This window comes from Pseudomonas sp. R84 (assembly GCF_009834515.1).
Classification (GTDB): domain Bacteria; phylum Pseudomonadota; class Gammaproteobacteria; order Pseudomonadales; family Pseudomonadaceae; genus Aquipseudomonas.
Window position 1 is genome coordinate 3554158 of record NZ_CP019426.1, and the last position, 22921, is coordinate 3577078.

Below are 22921 nucleotides of genomic sequence, written 5' to 3' on the forward strand. Positions count from 1 at the left end.
CCGGCAGGTTCGGTTCCACTGCGGCGTTTAAGCCTGTTGAAGGAATCCTTGAAGAATAAGGTTACGGTCATGAAAGAATGCTCGACTCCGGCACAAATCAAGGCTTGCAGAGCACTGGCTCTGGAACGCAATCGTCAATTGTTCGATAACGCCCACACCCTCAACCGCGCGGCCAATGCGCTGCTTGACGTTAAGGATCTGGACATCGAACAGTTTGAGCGCTATCGCGCGCTGCGCAAGAAAGCCGATTCGATGTTTGAAGATGCCATCGATCATTTGTGCGTGTTGAACGAGGATTTTCCGCCGATCCCGATGTCGTCGCAGAACTCGGTGGCGTTGCGTCGAGAGCTTGAGACGGTGGAGTGAGCCAGACAGCCCCTCACCCTAGCCCTCTCCCGGAGGGAGAGGGAACTGACCGCGGTGAATTGGTTGAGGTACACCGACTTGAGATACCGAGTTGAACGCAGATTTTGACCACGACGAAGATCTGCTCCCTTCCCCCTCGCCCCCTTTGGGGGAGAGGGCTGGGGTGAGGGGGATCGATCTGAAGTGCACCACAAAATCCAGCCAAAATGAAAAAGCCCGGCTACATGAGCCGGGCTTTTACGTGAAGACTGACCAGTCATCCCCCCGGATTGGTCACCTGAATAAACACCGCATAACTCCCCAACAACACCCAAAACGTCGCAAAGATCCAAGGCGTACGCACCGAAAACAGCAGCGACTTGCGATAACCCTTGTGGCTCGACTCCATTTCGCTGAACAGCGGCGATTCGTCATACGCCAGGCCCATCAGCGGCTCGCTGTGCAGCAAGTGGCTCTGTTTGAAATGCCAGTGATCGATGATGTCGTACGCCGCGCGAATCCCCGGCCAGGCGTTCAGCGAGCTGAGCAGTCCGAGCAAGGCGAGAAACGGCGGCACCACCAACGTAAATAACTTGCCCCACTCCGGGTTGAGATTGGCCATGCAGGACGCAAAGGCAATCACCAGAAACGACTGCGCCGCCAGATAGGCATCGGTGCGGTTGGCGAGGATGCTGGTTTCGTACTGGATCTCCCGCCGATAGAAATCCAGCCGTTCCTTGGGCGAGCCGAACATCTTGGCGTCATGTTCGGTCAGGGTTTCTTCAGCGGTTGGCTCAGTCAGTATGCGAGACAAAAGACGCAGGCTCCGGGGTGGGGAAAATGTTTAGAAGCCCCCGTTGGCGCGCAAGTTCAGCCGGATTGACCGGCGCCTCACTTCATCGATTGAGCAATGATCGCCACCAGATTCATTTGCGTGAACGGCTTGGGCAGGCGTGGCAGTTGCGCGGCGAAACCTTCCAGACGCTCGGCGTAACCGGTGGCCAGGATAATTGGCAGATCCGGTTTGAGCAGACGCACCGCATGGGCCAGTTGCGCGCCACTCATCTGCGGCATGGCCATGTCGGTGATCATCAGGTCGATGACTTCACCCTGATCGAACAATGCCAGCGCCCGTGCCCCGGACGTCGCACTGACCACCCGATGGCCGAGGTCTTCAAGCAGCAGGCTGGTACTGGTCAACACCAGCGAATCGTCATCCACCACCAACACGCTGAGTCGTGGCACCGTCACCGGTTCGGCGGGCGGAAGCAGCGGCTTGCTGATCATGCCCTCGACGGCCACCGGGATCCACAGTTCGGCCGTGGTGCCCTGGGCCTTTTCACTCTTGAGAATGAAGCGCCCCCCGAGTTGCTCCATAAAACCGTGGACCATCGACAAGCCCAGCCCGGTGCCCTTGCCCAGGCCTTTGGTGGTGAAAAACGGATCTCTGGCCGAGGCCAGGGTGTGCTCGTCCATGCCCTCGCCGGTATCGATCACACTGAGACAAACATAACGCCCCGCCGGCAGATCCGAATGCCCCAGTTCGAGCACCACTTGCGGTTCAGCAGTGATGCTCACCGCGCCACCGTCGGGCATGGCGTCGCGGGCGTTGGTTGCCAGGTTGAGCAAGGCCAGTTCCAGCTGATTGGTGTCCGCCAGCACCGGCTCCAGATCTTCGGGAAACCGTGTGTCGATGCGGATACCCGGACCGAGGGAGCTGCGCAACAACCCAGTAATGCCCTGGACCAGTTGCGCAATATCGACCGACTCGGTTTTCAGTTCCTGACGGCGGGCGAAGGCCAGCATGCGCTGGGTCAGTGACACACCGCGCAGTGCGCCCTGAGTGGCGTTTTCCAGCAGGCGGCTGATTTTCGCATCGTCGCCCATGCGCTTTTGCACGATTTCCAGATTACCGAGAATCACCGTCAGCAGATTATTGAAGTCATGGGCGATGCCACCGCTGAGCTGACCGATGGCCTGCATCTTCTGCGCCTGGAACAGCGCTTCACGGGTTTTCTCCAGCGCCTGTTGCGCCTGGTGGGCTTCGGTGATGTCGCGGGTGATCTTGGCAAAACCGAGCAATGTGCCGGTGTCACCACGAATCGCATCGACCACCACATGAGCGAGAAACCGCGTGCCGTCCTTGCGCATGCGCCAGCTCTTGTTCTCGAAGCGGCCCTCGCGGGTGGCGATTTCCAGCGCCCGTTGCGGCTCGCCGAGTTCGCGGTCTTCGGGGGTGTAAAAGATCGAAAAGTGCTGGCCGATGATTTCTGCCGGCAGATAGCCCTTGATCCGCTGGGCGCCCTGGTTCCAGTTGCTGACCCGACCTTCGGGGCTGAGCATGTAGATCGCGTAATCGGTGACGCCCTGCACCAGCAAGCGGAATTGCTGTTCGCTTTGCTTGAGGGTTTCCTCGGCCATTTTGCGGTCGGTCAGGTCGCGGGTGATCTTGGCGAAACCGAGCAACTTGCCGCTGGGATCAATGATCGGATCGATCACCACGTGCGACCAGAAGTTGGTGCCGTCCTTGCGCACCCGCCAGCCCTCGCCTTCGAAACGCCCTTCACGGATCGCCGTATCAAGCGCCCGTTGCGGCAGACCGGCGGCGCGGTCGTCAGCGGTATAAAAGCGGGAGAAATGTTCGCCGAGGATTTCCGCTTCTTCGTAGCCCTTGAAGCGTTTGGCGCCGGAGTTCCAACTGGTGATAATGCCGTCGGGATCGATCATGTAGATCGCATAGTCGACCACCGCATCGATCAGCAGACGAAAACGCATCTCTTCGATCGCCGCGGTCTTGTTTTTCTCGCTCATCACACTCACCAGCCATTGTCATGATCGGAAGTATGCGTCAATCCGGCGAATTGGGAAGCGGCCGACTCATGATTGATTGCCCACCAACGCGGCAGCAGTTGTTTGATCCGGCTCTCGGCGAAGCGATCGTCAATCAGCATCACCACGCCGCGATCCTCGCGGGTACGGATGACCCGCCCGGCGGCCTGCACCACTTTCTGCACGCCGGGGTACAGGTAGGTGTAGTCGTAACCGGCGCCGAAGATCGCCGCCATGCGGTATTTCAGTTGTTCGTTGACGGGATTGAACTGCGCCAGCCCCAGTGTGGCAATGAACGCGCCGATCAGCCGCGCACCGGGTAAATCGATGCCCTCACCGAATGCCCCACCCAACACGGCAAAGCCGACGCCTTGGCTGTGGGCGGTGAACTGATCGAGAAAGGCCTGTCGTGCGCCTTCGAGCATTCCCCGCGATTGCTGCCAGAGGGTGATGTGCGGATAGCGCTCGGCGAGTAACGACGCCACTTGTTGCAGATAATCGAAGCTGCTGAAAAACGCCAGATAGTTGCCCGGGCGCTCGCTGAACTGCCGCGCGATCAATTCGACGATCGGCTCCAGCGACGCCTGACGATGGTTGAAGCGCGTCGAGATGCGGCTGACGATCTGCACCTGCAATTGTTCGGCGCAAAACGGCGATTCGACATCGATCCACACGGTATCGGCGGGCGTACCGAGCAAGTCAGCGTAATAGTGGCGCGGGCTGAGGGTGGCGGAGAACAGCACGCTGCTGCGCGCCGCTTTCAGGCGTGGGCCGATGAACGCGGCCGGCACCACGTTGCGCAGGCACAACTGCGACAGCGGCTTTTTACGCTCGAGGTCACGCTTGCTGATGTCGAAAAGGTAATGCTCGTCATACAGCTCCGCCACCCGGGCGAACTGCAGCAGGTCGAAGTAGAAATTCTGCAAGGCACTGTCGAGACCCTGCGGATGGTCATTGAGGTAATCGCCAATCGCGGCGCAACACAGCGAAATCGCTTGCAGGAGTTTTTCCGGAGCCTTGTCGTAAGCCTGATAGGCCGCCAGTTGCGGCGCATGCAGGGCGTTCCATTCACGGTTGATCCGTTGCAGGGAGTTTTTCAGCGCCGCCGGCGCGGTTTTGCGCACGCTGCCCAAGGTGAACTGATCGAGACTGGCGCTGTACATCTGCCGGCCCCGCTCGACGAGGTTGTGCGCCTCGTCCGCCAGTACCGCGACTTTCCATTGGTTGAGCTGGGCGAGACCGAAGAGCATGGCGCTGAAGTCGAAGTAATAGTTGTAGTCAGCGATGACCACGTCCACCCAACGGGCCATCTCCTGACTCAGATAATACGGGCACACCGCATGTTGCGCGGCGACCTCGCGCATGGCCACTTGATCGAGCAACTGGAGTCGACTGGCCGCTTCACGGGCGGCGGGCAAGCGATCATAAAAGCCTTGGGCCAACGGACAGGACTCGCCGTGGCACGCTTTGTCCGGGTGTTCGCAGGCCTTGTCGCGGGCGACCATTTCCAACACCCGCAAGGGCAAGGCTGGCGACTGGTCGAACAACACCTGACTGGCATCCAGCGCCAGTTTGCGCCCCGGTGTCTTGGCGGTGAGGAAGAACACCTTGTCCAGTTGCTGCGGCGCCAGGGCTTTGAGCATCGGGAACAGCGTGCCAAGGGTTTTGCCGATGCCGGTCGGTGCCTGGGCCATCAGGCAGCGCCCGGTGCTGACAGCCTTGAACACCGACTCGGCCAGATGCCGCTGACCCGGACGAAAATCGGCATGGGGAAACGCCAGTTGTTGCGCGGCCAGATTGCGCGCTTCGCGATGGGCCATTTCCTGTTCCGCCCATTGCAGGAACAGTGTGCATTGCTGTTCGAAAAACCCTTTCAACGCATCTGCGTTGAACGCTTCGACCAGACAGGTTTCCTTCTCGCTGACGATATCGAAGTACACCAACGCCAGATTGATCTGTTCCAGCTTGAGTTTGCGGCACATCAACCAGCCGTAGATCTTCGCCTGCGCCCAGTGCAACTGGCGGTGATTGGCCGGTTGTTTGCTCAGATCGCCACGGTAGGTTTTGACTTCTTCCAGGCAGGTTTGCGCCGGGTCGTAGCCGTCCGCCCTGCCCTTGACCTTCAATTGCCGGAACTCGCCTTCCAGTGCCACTTCGCTTTGGTATTTCTCGCTGCGCCGTGAGGCTACGGTGCGATGACCGGCGATGCCTTCCAGCGCCGTGGGTGATGGGGTGAAGCGCAGGTCGAGGTCGCCGGTCTTGGCGGTGAACTCGCACAGTGCGCGCACGGCAATGCTGTAGCTCAAGCGCTCTGCTCCGCCCATTGCACATAACACACGGCCACCGGCATTTGGTGTTGGTGACAGAACTCAAGCCAGCGCAGCTGGTTGTCCTGCAAGCGATCGCCGGGGCCTTTCACTTCAATCATTCGGTAAGTTTTGTGCTGCGGCCAGAACTGGATCAGGTCAGGCATGCCGGCACGGTTGGCCTTGATATCGAGCAATAAACGGTTGAACCAATGCTTGAGGTGTTCGGCCGGCAGACAGGCCAGCGCTTGCTCCAGCAGTTGTTCATTCATGGCACCCCAGAACACGAATGGCGACTGGATGCCCCATTTTTCGACAAAGCGCTGGCGAATGGTCGCGGCATAGCGGCCGTCGTCGAGTTCACTCAGACACGCCTCAAACAGCTCGGCGCGGCGTTGCTGGAAGTCTTCGTTGAGCAGGTCCACCGGGCCACGCTGGAACGGGTGAAAGAACGCCCCGGGCAACGGCGCGAAAATCGCCGGCCAGCACAACAGGCCGAACAGCGAGTTGATCAGGCTGTTTTCCACGTAATGCACCGGTCCCTCGTCATCGTGCAGATGCGCCTGCACGTAAAACTCCACGGACAACCCGGGATCGCTGCGCGGCAATTGCAGGTCCAGACGCTCGACCGGTCTGGCGGCGGCACGCTTGAGCGGCGGGCCGCCGAGTTTGCGCCGCACCCTTGGCAATATCCGTTGCAGGCCTTGCTGCTCGGCGGCGCTTTCCGGCGCTTGTTCCGCCAGCGTCGCGAGCTCCAGCGCCAACGGGTATTCGCCACTGCGTTCCAGCACGCGAATCATGCGCAAACGGGCGCCGGGATAGGCGCAGTCGCGGTAAATGCTCAGGGCCAGGGCGAACTCGGTGATGCGCTCGCAATACTGGCCGATCTGGAACAGCACCTTGCCACGCCGGCGTTGCAGCCACGGGTTGTCGAAGTGCAAGGCATTGACTTGCTCGGCGATGGTTTGCAGCGGCTCGCCGGCCTCGAAGCGCAATTGGCAATTGTGCAGGAACACGCAGGCGTCGACGTCTTCACGGCTGCGCAGGCCTCGCGAGTCGGCGCAGAACTCGACTTTTTCATAGGTGAAAATGCCCAGATCGGCGAGGACGAATTCCGACCAGTCCTGATACAGGTTGCCGAAGAACATCAGACGCAAGCGGTCGCACAGGTCCATGATGGTCAGGCTGAACAAGCGGTCATCGAGCAGCGGCGCCCAGTCGCGCAGGCTGCGGGTGTCTGCAAACTGCTCGGCCAGTACTGGCAGCCAATCGTCCTTGCGGCCCTTGGGCTGCTCGATAAAGGCTGCAAACGCTTGCAGGATCTCGGCCTTGAGCAACACGTCGAACAACTCGGCGAGGGCCAGCGGCGCGTGCTCGTCGATCCAGCCTTGTTCCAGCAAGGGTTGCGCGGCCTCGACGATGTCACCGATCTCAACGTAATTGAGTTTGCCGGCACGAAAGTGCACGCCCTTGCGCATCACCATCCGCACCAGCAGCCCCTGACTCGGGCGGGGCAAGGCGTTGAAGTCGCGGATGAATGCGTGTTCCGTCTCGCTCATCACATCGGCATAGCGAAATTCAAGCCAATCAAGCACTTGCCGGAAGTTGTTAAGGTAATAGAACGGGTCGTCGAGGGGATTGGCAGTCACGGGAATTCTGGGCCATGGCGAACGAGTACTGGTTATGCATACAGATAACAGCTGTGAGCCGCCCGGTGCAAACGAAAAATGATCAATGGCATTTTTTCACCGGGCTATCGAACTTTTCCCCCGGGGATGGCACCAACCGCGTTAGAAGGCCGACAATGCTCGGCATCACATCGAATGAGGATTTAGAGGTGGGTATGAAAATCAAGTCACTGGGCATCCCTTTCGCCATCGCCGCCGCACTGGCACTGGCCGGTTGCTCGACGCCGACGGTGGTCACCCTGCAGAACGGCACCCAGTATCTGACCAAGGACATGCCGAAGACCAAAACCAAGGACGGCTTCTATGAGTTCGAGGATATTTCCGGGTCCAAGGTCAAGGTCCGTGCCGATGAAGTGGCCACGGTTCGCGAGGAAGATTGACACCCCGCGAACTCTGTAGGAGCTACCGAAGGCTGCGATCTTTTGATCCGGATCTTGAAAATCAACCTCAAAAGATCGCAGCCTTCGGCAGCTCCTACACAGGAATTGCGTGTTATTCGAAGGTCGGCATACCCGGCAGGCTACCGTCGCACGGCATGTACGTGCCACCGCGCTTGACCACTTCACCCTGCAAGCGCCGGCAGCGTTCCAGATCCTGTTGCGCCATGCGATCGATGCTCAGATTGCCGGTGGTCTGCGGCTGTTTGCCGTCACCCAGACGCAGGGTCACGAACGGTTGTTCGGGCTGAATCTGAAAGCGGCTCTTCTCTTCGACCGGTTCGACTGCCTCGGTTTTCGGCGGGCTCGGCAATTGGTCGGTGGTGATGCCGTAACGGCTCAGAATCGAACTTTGAGGCAGATCGGCGCAGACATTGGCCGAACACAGCGCCAATGCAACAAACCCGACATACCCCTTGAAACCTTTCACGTTTGAATCTCCTGTACTCAATGGCGGCTAGCTATAGAACGTGTGTGCACGTGCTGGCTTTAGGCCGCATTTCCTGTTTTGCAGGGGTTTGAGTCAGGTCGTGGCCATCGAGTCACTTTTTAAACCGCGTTATCGTTCTTCGCGAGCAGGCTCGCTCCCACACTGGATCTGCGTCGTTTACAAATCCCCTGTGGGAGCGAGCCTGCTCGCGAAGGGGCCCTTACCGGCGCCCCATCGACCTCAGGCGATCACAACACCGTCAGCACTCAAGCTATTAAGCGACACCCCGACCAACGTCACCGAATCATTGCCAAACGTCAGCACCGTGTCCTGCCCGACAGTCGCAGCATGAGCCCGGAAATCCTCCGCCGGCAACACCCCCTGCACACCAAGAAACACCAGTTTGTCATTGGACGTGAAGCCGACCACCCGGTCCTGCCCGAACGCACCGTTGAACAGAAACGTATCCGCCCCGCCCCCCGATTCCATCAGGTCATTACCGGCACCGCCGACAAACACGTCATTGCCCGCGCCGCCAATCAGGTGATCGTTGCCGTCCAGCCCGAACAACCAGTCACCACCGGCATGTGCCTTCAACGTATCGACGCCGCTGGTGCCTTTGACGCTGGACTCGTACGCAGTGACGTTGTTGCCGACCTTCAAGCCGCTGGCCGTGACGCTGTGGGTCACATCGTCCTTGAACAGGCCCCAGAGAAAGCCCGGTTCCTTAGTGACAATGCTGCCTATGTCGCGGGTGATGCTGATCCCGCCGTTGGCGTCGCGCACGTACAAATTGCCGGCACCGTCATTGGCGAAGTCGAAGTTTTTTACCGCGCTTTGCAGATCGAGGGTGTTGTTGCCCTGCCCGCCAAGAATGACGTTGTAGCCACCGCCATCGCGGAAGGTGTCATTGCCGGCGCGACCTTCCAGATAATCGTTGCCGCTGCCGCCCTGGATCAAATCATTGCCGTCGCTGCCGATGATGAACGTGCTGCCCTTGTGGGTTTCAGCGTTACGGTTGAGGTCCTGCACCCAGGTGTTGCCCCGCGCCGGGTCCGAGAGGTTGGCGACGATGATCGTCGAGTCGCGGCTGGTCAGGTCATAGAATTTTGAGTCGATCACCCGGTTCATGCCGTCGCCGTAAGCGGTCGGCAAGTGCGAGATCCAGGTGGGAATGTTGAGGATCGAGTACGGCAGCAGATTCCACGCGGTCGAGGCGTAGTGATCGTTGAAGCTGACGATGTTGTCGGTGGCCGACTCTTTCGGTGCATCGTGCACGCCGATCGAGGCACCGGTAAAAGTCGAGCCGTCGAGGGCGCGGAACACCGGGTCGTTTTCGTAGCCGACGTTGAGCACTTTGTCGGTGCTGCTTTGGGTTGGCGAGGCGTAGGCGATGTAGTTGGAATCGGCAAAGAAACCGCCCCACTTGCCGCCACTCAGATCCGCCATGCTGTTGACCGCCAGACCACCGAGGCTGTGACCACTGACGAGAACGTCCTTGCCGCTAAGGCCGTTGGCCTTGGCAAATGCCACCACGTCATTGAGCAGATTGCCGAAGGCTTCACCGACGTAATTCTTCGCGTAATCCTTGGGACCGAACGCGGCGAGCAGGTCGTTGATCACGTCGCCGATGGAGTCGAGGATCAGGTTTTCCCGCGGGCCGCTAGTGCCGCGAAAGGCAATGCCGAGTTCGGTGAGATGGCCCTGGGCGTCGTACTTGCCGAGGATTTCCACTTGCGCGGTGGTGTAACCGGCCTTCTCGCCGAAGAAGGTTCCCCGCGCATCGGTCTTGCCGTCATAGCCCAGTTGCGAGGCCGTGATCGGCGTCCAGCCGGCCTGTTTCACGGCGTCGAGGGCGAGTTTTTCCGAGTCGGGATTCCACGGAATGCCGGGGATGACACCTTGCGAATCGGTGCCGCCGAGCAGCGCCGTGACCAATGTCGCAGGCAGCCCGAGGCCGAAACCGTTGTGCTGATAACCGGCGGCAAAGCCGTTATCGAGGTTGTGATAGGAATACAGCGTGATCGCCATGGCATCGCTGAACAACGCCTTGGAATCGGCTGTGCCGAAGTTCTTGTAGTCATACACACCCATTGCTATTGCCTCTCTCTTGTTGGAATTGTTAGAGATAGCTCACAGCCAGGGCGCCCCACGGGGACGCCCCGGAGCATTTCAGAAACTACGAATAGCTTTTAATGTAGGAGTGAGCCTGCTCGCGATAGCGGTGTGTCAGTTTGCATTTCTTCGTCTGACACACCGCTATCGCGAGCAGGCTCACTCCTACAGGGATTACTAGGCGAACACGAACGCCGAGTCCGACAGGTTAGCTACTCCAACCCCGATCAGGGTCACGGCATAGTCGCCAATCTTCAGCACGGTATCGCTGCCGGTCTGCGCCGCGTGTTGCTTGTAGTCGTAGCCCTGCCCCGCGCCTTCGACGCCCATGAACACCAGTTTGTCGCTGCCCTGATAGCCGTTGATGGCATCGAAACCGAACGCGCCGCTGAACAGGAAGGTGTTGTTGCCACCCACGGCGGTCATCACGTCATTGCCCGCGCCACCGACAAAGGTCACATCGCCCTTGTCGCTGATCAGCTTGTCATCGCCACCGAGGCCGAACAGCCAGTCACCATCAGCCGTGGCGTGCAGCGCATTGCCGTAGCCATCGCCGCTGAGTGAATGGTTGTACTGGGTCAGCTCGTTGCCGTTGGTCAAACCCTTGGCCGTGACGCCCCAGGTGATTTCCTTGCTGCCCCACCACGAACCCGACTCCTTGCTCACCAGCGCGCCGATGTCGCGGGTCATGCTGATGCCGCCGTAGGCGTCGCGCACGTACAGCGTGCCGTCCCCGTCGTTGGCGAAGCTGAAGTTCTGCAGCGGCTTTTGCAGTTCGAAGGTGTTGTGGCCCTGGCCACCGAGCAGGATGTTGTAGCCGCCGTCATCACGGAAACGGTCATCGCCGCCCAGGCCTTCAAGGAAGTCGTTGCCCGCGCCGCCCTTGAGCCAGTCGTTGCTTTGCGTGCCGATGATGAAGGTGCTGCCGGTGTGCGGCTCACCGCTGCGGCCAAGATCTTCAACCCAGGTCTTGCCGCGAGAAGCTTCTTCCAGGTTGGAGACGATGATCGTCGAGTCTTTATGCGTCAGGTTGTAGAACTTCGAATCGATCACCCGATTCAAGCCATCGGCATAGCCCAGCGAGCTGTGGGCCGACCAGTTCAGCGGATTGATGATGCTGAACGGCACCAGGTTCTGCGCGGTGGACGCGTAGTTGTCGTTGAAATTGACGATGTTGTCGGTCGTCGAATCGTGCGGCTTGTCGTGTTTGCCCATCGAGGCGCTGCTGAACGTGGTGCCGTCGAGCACGCGGAACACCGGGTCGTTTTCGTAACCGATATTGAGCACGTTGTTGCCGGTGCTGCTTTGGGTTGGCGAGGCGAAGGTGATGTAGTTGGCGTCCTTGAAGAAACCGCCCCAGTTGCTCGCGCTCAACTCGGCCACGCTGTTGACGCCGAGCCCGCCGAGGCTGTGGCCACTGATCAGCACGTCCTTGGCGGCGATGCCATTGGCAATCGCGAACGCGGCGACAGCCTTTAGCAGATTGTCGAAGGCGTTTTTCGCGTAATTGCTCGCGTAATCCGACGGCCCGATGGCGGCCAGCAGATTGTTTTTCAGGTCGCCGAAGGTGTCGCTGTAACCCAGCCCACCGGTGCCACGAAAGGCCACGCCGATGCCGATCAGTTTGCCGGCGGCGTCGTATTTGCCAAGCACTTCGGCTTCGGCGCTGGTAAAGCCGTCCTTCTCGCCAAAGAACGTGCCCTGCGGCCCGACCTTGCCCTGATAACCCAGTGCCGTCGCCGTGACCGGTGCCCAAGCGGTGGCCGGCAGAGGTTTGCCGGTCGGCGTGTAGGCATACAGCGTCAGTGCGATGGCGTCGCTGTACAACGCTTTGCCATCGGCATTTTTATAATCGAACAGTCCCATGTTGTTCTCTCTCTTCCTTCAAATGGCTGGCAGCTCTTTGCAGAGCTGCCAGCACGCCTCAGAACTGCCAGTCGAGGGTCAGACCCACGCCGTGGTCTTTCTCGTTGTTACCGATCAGTCCGTTGTAATCCAGGTTCACCCGCACATCGCGGTTGAGCGCCAGACCCGCACGCACGCCGACCACTGCCGCGTCGCGATCCATCGACACGCCCTGCACGGTGAACGCGCTGTTGCCGTTGGCAAAGGCCAGATGGCTGTCGGCGTCGACACTGCTCAGGTTGTGCTGCCAGCCGAGGCTCGCGCCCAGTTCCAACTGATGCTGATCCGACAAGGCGAAGCTGCGCTTGGCGCGCACACCGAGGGTCGACAGCACCACATCACGGTTATCCTCGCCGCCCTTCAGCGCGGCGGCGTCACCTTTTTCGGTGAAGCTTTCAGTGTTCAGGTGCACGTAAGACAGATTGGCGAACGGCTCCAGGTTCATCGGTTGCAGGCCCAGATCATAGGCGGCCTCGGTGAACACTTGAGTGGTTGCGGCATCGTGCTTGGTTTTTTGTTTTCCGCTGACGTCCCCAAACTGCAGGTCACGTTTGACGTCGACACGGTGCCAGCTATAGGCGCCACCGACGGTCAGACGCAGCGCATCGATCTGATGCCCCAGGTACGCACCAAAGTGGTAGCTGTCGACCGACGCCGACGAATGCGTGCCGCTGCCCATGCTCAACGAGCTGTCGCTGTAACCGGTAACGAAACCCAGACGGGTATCTTCAGCGATCAAACCATCGACACCGGCCAGCAGGCCACCGATAGAACTGTTGGAATCGGCATTGTCATGCCCGCCATCGCTCTTGCCCCACGAACCCAAGACCTTGACCCAGGCGTTGCTGCGGTCATCCGTCGGTGCGCCGGCATTGAACAGATCACGTTCGCGCAGACGCTCGCCCACCGCTTCACGCAGGTAACGGCTGTCGTTGATCAGCATCGTGCCAATGGCCGGATGAATTTCGCCGGACAGTTGCTGGAAGGCTTGCTGCGCCGACGCCGCATTCGGCGACAGCAACAGGGTTTCGAACAGCGCATTGCCAGCGCCCAGCCGTTCAGCCGCCGCACCGACAGCGCGTTGGTTTGGCGTCAAACCGACGCTGGCGAACGAGGCGTCGTTGCGCCCGACCGCCAACTGGATGCCATCGGCCGAGTACGCCAGCGTGCCGCCGAGAAAGGCGTAATCCGGCAACACCTGACCGAAGCGCCCTTCAATGCCACCCGCCGCTTGCAGGATGTTGTAGCGCGTGCCGAGCAGGCTTTGCACCTCGTTGGTGGTCAGCAGTGTCGGGCTGTTTTCCAGTGACATGCTCACCGTGGCGCCTTCAATGACCGCTTTGCCAGTCGCGACAATCTGATCGCTGCTGGTCGGCGACAGCTCTACGGCGTAGGTCGAACCCGGTGCAAACGTCACGTCACCGGCCACGTTCAGGGTGCCGATGGAGTTACCCGGCGCCACCGTACCGCCGCTGTTCACCGACAGCGCGCCGATATGGCCATTGCCGCCGAGGATACCGCCGTCATTCACCGTCACCGCCGATTGCAGCGAGCCGTTGATGGCCAGGCGGCCCTGATTGACCAGGGTCGGGCCGCTGTAAGTGTTGTTACCGGTCAGCACCAGCGTGCCGAGACCTTGCTTGGTCAAACCGCCGTGACCGGAAATGTCGTTGCGCCAGGTGTCGAGGCCGCAAGTGATGTCGGTGCACACGCGCTCGGTCGGTTTGTCCTGATCGATGATCGCGCCGATGCCCGGCAGATCCGCGACAAACTGGCCGGAGCCGTAAGCGCCGTCGATGCGGAATTCCGCCGGAATGTCCTGCTCGGTGACAAACATCGACGGTCCGTCGATGCCTTTGCGCAGGTTGATCATGCCCCAGCCGTACAAGGCGTCGATGCCCGGCGCGCCGAGGTCGGTGGCGGTGGTCCGCAAGACCGTGGCGACTTGATCACCGGTCATGTACGGGAAGCGCTCCATCAGCACCGCCATGGAACCGGCGACGTGCGGCGCGGCCATCGAGGTGCCGTTGTAGTTTTTGTAGCCGGTGGTGAGGTTGTCGGCGTTGGTGCCTTCGATGATCGAACTGAAGATTTTCGTACCCGGTGCCGAGACGCAAAAACTCGCGGTGTAGCCGCAGCGCGAAGAGAACGTACTGATGATGTACGGGTTGGCGCTGGCCTGGTCCGGGTTCTGCTGCAACGCGGCGACGGTGATCCAGTTCGGCGCGATTTCCGGCACGAAATAGCCGAGGCCGGCGATGGCGTCCGGGTTGTTGAGGTTGTAGTCGTTGCCGGCGGCGAAAATCGTGACGATGCCGCTGCGCGCGGCGGCAATTGCGCCGTCATAGGCGCCGCCCGGTTTGGTGCCGAGCAGTGTGCGGATCTCGTTGAACTGCACTTGCGCGTCATTGACGGTGAAGTGCGGGTACGCCGGATCGCGCCCACCGAGGTCGAAACGGTCAGTGATGCCGATGCCCCAGCTGTTGTTGATGATCCGCGCGCCGCTGGCGATCAGTGCGTCCCAACCGGCCTTGTACACCGCGCCATCGTTACCGCGAACGATGCCGTCTTCCGGGCCCGGGTCGCCGTTGTCGGCGCTGATGATCTGCGCCCCGAATGCCACGCCGTGCATCGGCCCGCCGTCGCGACTGCCTGCGGCGATGCCGCCAACGTGGGTGCCGTGGGCGCCGAGTTTGCCGTCGGAGCCAACCGAAGGCGAACCGTCATAACGGAACGCATCGCCGGCTTTGACCGGGATGTACGGGTCGGTGTATTCGCGGATCCCGCTGGTGACCAGGGTGACCACCTTGTTGCTGCCGGAAAACTCCGGGTGCGCGGCATAGACCGGTTGGTCGAAGATGCCGAGTTTGACGCCTTTGCCGGAATAGCCGGCGGCGTAAGCGTAATCCGCGCCGATGGCACCCAGGCCCCAATCAGCCTTGAATTCGCTGCTGCGCCAACTCGACGGATCGCCCGTGCGACCGCTCTCCACGAAGGGCGCGGCATGGGCTGTGCCGATGGCACAGAGCACGGCGAGCGTGAGGGTTTTCAGGGCAAAGCGGCCTCCCGTTTGCGCGGGGGTATTGTTGTTATTCATCCAGCGACCTTCCTTAGTGATGTTGCGAAAAATCCTGATCGTTCCCACGCTCCGCGTGGGGTTAGAACTGCCAGTTCAGGCTCAAGCCAACGCCATGAAGCTTTTCGCGACTGGCCAGTTGTCCGTTGTAATCAAGGTTGACCCGTACGTCCTTGCTCAACGCGAGGCTGGCCTGCACTCCAACCAGCGCGGCATCGCGCACCAGCGCCGAGCTCTCCACCGAATACGGCGTGCCACCGCTGGCAAAACGCAGATGTTGTTCAGAGTCGATGTCGCTCAGGCTGTGCTGCCAGCCGAGGTGGCCGCTGACGTCGAGTGATTGCGCAGGCGAAAGATTGAAGGTCTTGATCGCCCGCACGCCGAGGGTGCTCAGCACCGCGTCACGTTGATCGCCCGAGCTTTTCAGCGCGGCCGCGTCGCCCTTCTCGGTCAATCCTTCGGTGTCCAGATGCACGTAGGCCAGGTTGGCGAACGGCTCCAGCGCCAATGGTTGCAGGTGCAAGCGATAAGCCGCCTCGCCGAACACTTGCGTGGTTGCCGCATCGACCTTGGCCTTCTGTTTGCCACTGACGTCGCCGTATTGCAGGTCGCGCTTCACATCGGCGCGATGCCAGCTGTAGGCCGCGCCGGTGCTCAAGCGCCAGGCGCCGATTTCACGACCGGCGTATGCGCCCAGGTGATAGCTGTCGACCTTGGCCGAGGAATGCGTGCCCGAGCCCATGCTCAATGAGCTATCGCTGTAACCGGTGACCAGACCGATGCGGGTCTGCTCGTCCAGCGCGCCGTCGACACCGGCCAGCAGACCGCCGATCGAAGTGTTGTAGCCTGCCGTATCGTGGCTTGAATCGGTCGAGCCCCAAGCGCCGAGGGCTTTGATCCAGCCGTTGCTTTGCGCAGCAGTTGTGTCGTGCAGACGCTCGCCCACCGCATCGCGCAATTGGCGGCTGTCGTTGTTCAGCATCGAACTCAATGCCGGGTAGATTTCGCCACTCAGTTGCTGGAAGGCTTGTTGCGCGGAACTCGCATCGGGTGAGCGCAACAGGCTTTCGTACACCGAGTTGCCGGCGCCCAGGCCTTCGATGGCAGCCGCCACCGAGCGTTGATTCGGTGTTTGCCCGATGCTGGCGAAGGTTGTGGCGTTACGTTCGACGTTCAGTTGAATAGCGTTGGCGGCGTAGTCGAGGCTGCCGCCGATAAACAGGTAGTTCGGCAATACCGCGCCAAACTGACCCTGAATGCCGCCGGCCGCTTGCAGGATGTCGTACTGGCGACCGAGCAGGCTTTGCGCTTCGGTGGTGCTGAGCAGCGTCGGGCTGTTTTCCAGCGACAGGCTGACAGTGGCGCCGCTGACGCTGGCCGTGCCGCCGGCAACGATGCGATCGCTGCTGGTCGGCGACAGTTCAACGGCGTAGGTCGAACCCGGTGCGAAGGTCACGTCACCGGCCACATTCAAGGTACCGATGGAGTTGCCCGGCGCCACGCGTCCGCCGCTGTTAGCGAGCAGCGCGGCGATTCGCCCGGTACCGCCGAGGGTGCCGCTGTCATTCACCGTCACCGCAGACGTCAGCGAGCCGTTAACCGTGAGCAAACCGCCATTGATCGTGGTCGCACCGCGATACGTGTTGTCGCCGGTGAGGATCAACTGCCCGCCGCCGGACTTGATCAGACTGCCCTGATACACCCGACTCGCCGCCGCTGCATCACGGGCAGTGCCGACCGCGTAATCGGTCTGATCCTGTTGGCTGGCGCCCGCAGCAACGCCGTTCTGCCAACCCTTGTCCTGCAGTGTTTGCTGCCAGGCGCTGTGCTCGGCGAGATCTTCGGTCTGACGCTGAATCAGCGCCTTGTCGGAGATGTCATTGCTCCAGACATCGCGCTGCTCTGCCCCCAGGTTGGCATCAAACGCACCGAGCAACTGCCCCGGCCCGCGCATCGCCCGGTTCAGATTGGCCACGCCCCAACCGACCCGCTCGGTCGGCGCATCGGTGACCGAACCATCCAGTTGCGTGGCGGTGGTCAGCAACACTTCGAGGGCCTGCTGATTGTTCATGTACGGGTAGCGTTCCATCACCAGCGCCAGCGCGCCGGTCGCATGCGGCGCCGACATCGAGGTGCCGGACTTGATCGCGTAACCGCCACCGGGAATGGTGCTGTCGATCTTCGCCCCCGGCGTGGTGATGCACCAGTATTTGGCGAGGCCACACTGGTTGTACTTTTGCTGATTGCTCTGATCGAGGCCCGACACGGCCAGCCAGTGACCTTCCAGATCCGGCTGAAAGTACGGCAGCGCGGAACGCACGCTGGCGTTTGGATAGCCGCTGTTGCCGGCGCTGAACACGTTGATCACACCGCGTCGGGACACATCGGCGGCGGCATCGAGCCAGGTGCCTTTGTTCCAGTGCTGCGCATAAGCGGCGTGCAGATCCGCCAGAGTGCGATAGCTGACGTCCGGTGGCTGGCTGCCCCAACTGTTGTTGATCGCGCGCACGCCGGCATCGGCAAGGGCGTCGTAAACCGCTTTGAAGTAGCGCGGATCTGGATTGGGGCCGAAGAGGAAGCTGTCGTTCTTGTTGGTGTTGCCGACGTAGATCTGCGCGTTGTACGCCACGCCGTGCATGCCGGTACCGTCGCGCGAGGCGCCCATGGTGCCGACGACGTGAGTGCCGTGCGAGTCGTTGTTGGGATTGATGGTGCCATCGACGTTGAACGGTGAGCCGTCGATGTAGCTGCCGCTGGCCAGTACCGGGTGATAACGGTTGGTGGCGAATTCCGGGTGGGCGGCATCGAAACCGGAGTCGAGCGCGCCGATTTTCACGCCTTGGCCGGTGATGCCGGCGGCGTAGGCTTGCTCGGCCTGCATGCGGCTCAGGCCCCAGTCGCGGAGGAATTCAGCGCTGCGCCAACTGGCGGGATCGCCGGGTTGGCCGCTTTCGAGGTATTGCGCCTGAGCCTGGGTTGCAGAAATCACAAGCAGCAGGGTGCCGACCGAAATCGGCTTGATGCGTACGTCCATGTTCACCACTCACTTTTATTGTTTTATGCAGGTTGTTTTGCGGTGTTGCCTGTTCCCCTCACCCCAGCCCTCTCCCCCAGGAGAGGGAGCTGACCGAGGTGTGTTGCGTCATTCATCGACCTGGAATACCCCGTCGGTGTTGGATTCGGTGCCGCTCGATCAGGTCGGTGTACTTCTAAAATATCCTCCGATCAGTCCCCTCTCCCTCTGGGCGGTCCGACGTTTCGGGAGGGTTAGGGTGAGGGCTGTTGAGCGACCACAAAAGCCTCATCCACCCGCGCCAGATCCTGCTCGTTCAATGTCCCGGCGTAGTAATGCAACTTGGTCCAGGCCATCAGATAGTCGTACCGCGCCTGCGCCAGATCACGGCGCGTGGTGAACAGTTGCTGCTCGGCGTTCAACGCGTCGAGGTTGGTCCGCTCACCGCCGAGAATGCTCTGCTTGGTCGACACCACCAGCGCTTCCGCCGAGGTCAACGCCTTCTGATAAGCGCGCAGTTTGCTCACCCCGGACAAACAGGCGCTGAACTGCCGACGCAGTTCGATCAGCGTCTCGCGCGTCTTGCCATCAAGCTCGTACTCCGCCTGCTCCATGGTGCGGCTGGCCTGACGCGTGGACGCCGAGACACCGCCACCGGCATACAACGGCACGCTGACTTCAAAACCGATGGTGTTGGTTTCGTAGCGTTGGTTGTAGGTGTTGCCGCTTTCCGATTCGTTCTGGCGCATCGACGCGTAAGCACTGACTTTCGGCAAATGCCCGGCGCGATTGCGTTCCACTTCATAACGCGCAACTTCCACGGCCTGGCGCTGCGAGGCCAGATTCGGGTTATTGCTCACCGCCATTTCGTGCCAGGTGTCGTAATTGGCAGGCATCAGCGCGAAGGTCTCGAAGTTTTGACCCAGCGGCGCCAGATCGCCGATATCCACCGCGGGCGTGCCCACCAGCGCACCCAGTTCCCGCAGCGCGGCATCCTGTTCGTTACGCGCCTCGATCTCCTCGGCGGTCGCCAGTTCATAGCGCGACTCAGCCTCAAGAATGTCGGTGCGCGTGCCCTCGCCCTGCTTGAACATGTGCTCGTTCTGCTGAAACTGCTGCTCGTAGGCCTTCTTCTTCGCTTGAGCGATGTCGATCTGATCCTGTGCGAACAGCGCTTTGGTGTAGTTATCCAGCACGCGAACCAGCAGTTCCTGACTCTTGCCGCGAAAATTTTCATCGGCAAACAACGACTGCGCGACACCTTTGCGATACGCGGCATAAGCCTCGTAGTCGAGCAGCGGTTGCTGCAGGGTCAAGGCCGAGCCGTAACTGCTGTAGTTGCGCTCATCGGTACGGTTACGCGCGCGCTCATCCAGAGAGGTGGCTTTCGAGGTGTTGCGGCCCTTGTTGTAGGTGTAACCGATGCGCGGCAGCAGGCCGGCGCGGCCAATCGCACGGTTTTCCAGGCCTGCGTCACGTTCCTTGATCGCCCCGAGGAACACCGGGTCATTGCGCAACGCCTGTTCGTAGATCTCGAACGGCCCCATGGCCGCTGCTGCTGAGTGACTCGCGAGCAGCATCATTGCCGCGCCGAGCAGGGAAAGCTTATTCATACAGCCGAACATCCTTATTCCTCGGTCAACGCGGAGCCGGCCCGGTCGAGCAGCGGTTTGAACAGATAGTTGAGGAGTGAACGTTCGCCGGTGCGCACGAACATTTCTGCCGGCATGCCGGGCTTGATCACCAGACCGTTGAGTTTTTCCATGGCCTGATCGCTGACGCTGCTGCGCAACACGTAGTACGGCACGCCGGTTTTCTCATCGACCATCTGGTCGGCGGAAATCAGGCTGACTTCACCCGGTACACGCGGGGTTTTGCTCTGGTTGAACGCGGTAAACAGGATGTCCACCGGCAAATGCGCACCAACTTTGTCGATCAGGTTGATTGGCAAGTGCCCTTCCACTTCCAGGGTGGTGCCTTGCGGGACGATCTCCAGCAACGTTTCCCCCTGGCGCACCACGGCACCTTCGGTGTGCACGCCGAGGTTGACTGCCACACCGTCAGCGGTGGCGATGATTTCGCTGTGTTGCAGGTCGAAACCGGCGGAAGTCAGTTGCTCCGACAGGGTCACGCTTTTCAGCTGCGCGTCGGCCAGTTGCGTGCGAACTTCCTTCTGGTATTCCTCGGCATGCTGTTGCAGCTTCAGCCGCGACTCGAGGATGCCCTGTTCCACACGGCCGCTTTCACCGGTGTTTTCCGCCAGTTGCTGCTGCACTTGCGACAGTTGCCGCTGGTACTCCATCAAGCGGTTGCGCGGGATGTAGCCGTTGTCGGCGAGCGGTTGCAGATTGCTCAACTGTTGTTGCAGCGAGCTGGCCTGAGCATTCAGATCAGTACGCGCGCGACGCATGCCGGCCAGTTGCGCGGTGGCGCCTTCGATGCTCGCACGCAGTCCGGCCTGCTCGCGGTAGTACGCCTCGCGACGGCTGCTGAACAGTTGGCGCTGACCTTCCAGCACCAGTGCCAGACGCGGATCCGGGTCATTGCTCAGCTCGGCCGGAAAGGTCACTTGCTTGAGGTTGTCACGCTCGGCCTGCCAACGCGCAAGGCTGGCCCACGCCATACGGTACTGCGCTTGCAGCGATTGCACGTCAGCGGCGACTTGCGTCTGATCGAGGCGGAACAGCGGCTGGCCCTGCTTGACGATTTCGCCTTCGCGCACCAGGATCCGGCTGACCACGCCGCTGCTCATCGACTGCACGGCTTTGCGTTTGCCCGACACGACGACCGTGCCCTGCACCGGAATGCCTTGATCCAGCGGCGCCAGGGCCGCCCAGGTGAAGAAGCTGCCAGCACCGACGATCGCCAGAATCCAGCCCATGCGCGCGAAAAACTTCGCATCGCGCTCCGGGCGTTCGGTGATGTAGGCGTGTTCCATGCTCGCTTCGTTTTCAGTGTTCATGCTTGCGCTGCTCATACACCCGAATTCCTTGTCGAGGGCTGATACTGTCGGCTCATGCTGAGCCCGCCCGGTGTCTGTGCAGCTTTTTCCCGTTGTTGTTCTTGCTGGCCGGAAAGTGCCTTGAGCACGTCCTGACTCGGGCCGAAGGCTTGTAAACGACCGTCATTGAGGACCAGCAACTTGTCAGCCTGGGCCAGTACCGAAGACCGATGCGTCACCAGCACCACTGTGGTGCCTTGCGCTTTAAGCGCAGCGATGGCGCTGGCCAATGCGGCTTCGCCGACGGTGTCGAGGTTAGAATTCGGTTCGTCCAGCACCACCAGACTCGGCGTGCCATACATTGAACGCGCCAGGGCCACGCGCTGCTTCTGGCCGCCGGACAAACCACTGCCATCCTCGCCCAGTTGCGTGTCGTAGCCTTGTGGCAGGCGCAGGATCATTTCGTGCACGCCAGCCTGTTGCGCGGCGGCGACGACTTTCTGCGGATCGGCCTCGCTGAAACGGGCAATGTTCTCGGCGATGCTGCCGCTGAACAATTCGATGTCTTGCGGCAGGTAGCCGATGTACGGGCCAAGGTCATCGCGGTTCCAGCGATGAATATCGGCGCCATCGAGACGCACGGTGCCGCCAAGGGTTGGCCAGACACCCACCAGTACGCGGGCCAGTGTCGATTTGCCGGAGCCGGAAGCACCGAGCACGCCGAGCACTTCGCCGGCATTCAGATTGAAATTGACCATCTGCAACGTAGCCGCGCGTTGCCCCGGTGGGCCGGCGCTGACTTGTTCGAAGGTAATCTGGCCTTTCGGCGGCGGCAGCGCCATGGCGTCGTCGCTGGGCGGGAACGCTTGCAACAACGCATCGAGACGGCGGTAAGCCAGCTTCGCCCCGCTCCACTGCTTCCACACCGCGATCAACTGGTCGATAGGGCTGAGCACGCGGCCCATCAGAATAGAACCGGCAATCATCATCCCGGCGGTCATGTCACCCTTGATCACCAGTAATGCGCCCAGCCCCAAGACCAACGATTGCAGGCACAGGCGCAGGGTTTTGCTCAAGGAGCTGATCACTGCACCGGTGTCGCTGGCCTGATTCTGCAGACCGAGGAACCGCGAGTGCACCTGGAACCAGCGTTTGCGCAGCGAACCGAGCATGCCCATCGCCTGAATGGTTTCGGCATTGTGTAGATGACTGGTGGCCAACTGACTGGACTTCTGCGAATAACCGGCGGCCTCGCCCAGCGGCTTTTTGGTCATGTATTCGTTGAGGCACGCCAAGCCGATCAGCAACAGTGCGCCCGCGGTGGCGAGTACGCCGAGCCAGACGTTGAACAGGTAAATCACGAACAGATAGACCGGGAACCACGGCGCATCGAAAAACGCGAACAGCGCAGGCCCCGTAACGAATTGGCGAATGTGCGTCAGGTCACCCAATGACTGCCCGGCGTTGCCCTCGCCTTTGAACAGGTTGCGCTCGAACGCGGCTTGATAGACGCGCAGGTTGAAGCGGCGCTCCAACTGACTGCCGATGCGGATCACGATAAAGCTGCGCACCACTTCCAGCAGGCCGATAAAGGCGAAGAAGCCGACAACCATCAGCGACAGCATCGCCAGGGTCGTTTCGTTCTGCGAGGACAGCACCCGGTCATAGACCTGAAGCATATAGATGGAAGGCACCAGCATCAGCACGTTAATCAGCGCGGTAAAGCAGCCGACGCTGATCAGGATACTTTTATAGTCACCCAATGCCTTGAATAAGGGCGCGGTGGCTGGGGCCTTCGCCATCTTCATTGTTTATTCCTGGAAAATATTTCCCGCC

At 60.8% G+C, this 22921-nt stretch carries 14 protein-coding genes; 2 read left to right on the forward strand and 12 right to left on the reverse strand.

The genetic code is table 11. The annotated features are described in order from the left end of the window. Positions 1-69 precede the first annotated feature (69 nt). Positions 70-366, forward strand: a complete 297-nt coding sequence (locus PspR84_RS15690; protein WP_064389907.1) for a hypothetical protein — start codon at positions 70-72, stop codon at positions 364-366. A 256-nt stretch (positions 367-622) separates the two neighbouring features. Here PspR84_RS15690 and PspR84_RS15695 read toward each other — a convergent pair whose 3' ends face one another. The 4 genes from PspR84_RS15695 to PspR84_RS15710 form a co-directional block, all read right to left on the reverse strand. After that, positions 623-1159, reverse strand: a complete 537-nt coding sequence (locus tag PspR84_RS15695) for a hypothetical protein (protein ID WP_016983364.1) — start codon at positions 1157-1159, stop codon at positions 623-625. Between the two features lie 77 nt (positions 1160-1236). After that, positions 1237-3156 carry a PAS domain-containing sensor histidine kinase gene (locus tag PspR84_RS15700; RefSeq protein WP_160057996.1) on the reverse strand — a complete coding sequence of 640 codons (1920 nt, stop codon included), beginning with the start codon at positions 3154-3156 and terminating at the stop codon, positions 1237-1239. 5 nt (positions 3157-3161) lie between these two features. Continuing rightward, the gene (locus PspR84_RS15705) at positions 3162-5480 is read right to left on the reverse strand and encodes an ATP-dependent DNA helicase (protein ID WP_160057997.1); all 2319 of its coding nucleotides are present in this window, start codon (positions 5478-5480) and stop codon (positions 3162-3164) included. Beyond that, positions 5477-7129 carry a VRR-NUC domain-containing protein gene (locus PspR84_RS15710; RefSeq protein WP_160057998.1) on the reverse strand — a complete coding sequence of 551 codons (1653 nt, stop codon included), beginning with the start codon at positions 7127-7129 and terminating at the stop codon, positions 5477-5479. Before PspR84_RS15710 ends, PspR84_RS15705 begins: the two co-directional genes overlap by 4 nt. 194 nt (positions 7130-7323) lie before the next feature. On the opposite strand from PspR84_RS15710, the gene PspR84_RS15715 reads away from it, so the two are divergent. Further along, complete coding sequence (locus PspR84_RS15715) at positions 7324-7548, forward strand: YgdI/YgdR family lipoprotein (protein ID WP_150706623.1); 225 nt, start codon at positions 7324-7326, stop codon at positions 7546-7548. Positions 7549-7660: 112 nt separating this feature from the next. On the opposite strand, the gene PspR84_RS15720 is transcribed toward PspR84_RS15715, so the two are convergent. The 8 genes from PspR84_RS15720 to PspR84_RS15755 all read right to left on the reverse strand — a co-directional run bounded on the left by PspR84_RS15720 (position 7661) and on the right by PspR84_RS15755 (position 22893). Continuing rightward, the gene (locus PspR84_RS15720) at positions 7661-8035 is read right to left on the reverse strand and encodes a hypothetical protein (RefSeq protein ID WP_160057999.1); all 375 of its coding nucleotides are present in this window, start codon (positions 8033-8035) and stop codon (positions 7661-7663) included. A 240-nt stretch (positions 8036-8275) separates the two neighbouring features. Then, positions 8276-10129, reverse strand: a complete 1854-nt coding sequence (locus tag PspR84_RS15725) for a polyurethanase (RefSeq protein WP_160058000.1) — start codon at positions 10127-10129, stop codon at positions 8276-8278. 198 nt (positions 10130-10327) lie between these two features. After that, positions 10328-12016, reverse strand: a complete 1689-nt coding sequence (locus PspR84_RS15730) for a polyurethanase (protein WP_160058001.1) — start codon at positions 12014-12016, stop codon at positions 10328-10330. Positions 12017-12074: 58 nt separating this feature from the next. Then, entirely contained in the window at positions 12075-15152 is a 3078-nt protein-coding gene (locus PspR84_RS15735; protein ID WP_160058002.1) for an autotransporter serine protease, read from the reverse strand. Between the two features lie 61 nt (positions 15153-15213). Continuing rightward, positions 15214-18165, reverse strand: a complete 2952-nt coding sequence (locus tag PspR84_RS15740; RefSeq protein WP_160058003.1) for an autotransporter serine protease — start codon at positions 18163-18165, stop codon at positions 15214-15216. Between the two features lie 233 nt (positions 18166-18398). Next, on the reverse strand, positions 18399-19769 hold the full coding sequence (locus PspR84_RS15745; protein ID WP_160058004.1) for a TolC family outer membrane protein: 1371 nt from the start codon (positions 19767-19769) through the stop codon (positions 18399-18401). Between the two features lie 2 nt (positions 19770-19771). Beyond that, positions 19772-21121, reverse strand: coding sequence for an HlyD family type I secretion periplasmic adaptor subunit (locus PspR84_RS15750; protein ID WP_160058005.1), 1350 nt, complete (start codon positions 21119-21121; stop codon positions 19772-19774). Next, positions 21118-22893, reverse strand: coding sequence for a type I secretion system permease/ATPase (locus PspR84_RS15755; RefSeq protein WP_160058006.1), 1776 nt, complete (start codon positions 22891-22893; stop codon positions 21118-21120). Before PspR84_RS15755 ends, PspR84_RS15750 begins: the two co-directional genes overlap by 4 nt. Positions 22894-22921 lie beyond the last annotated feature (28 nt).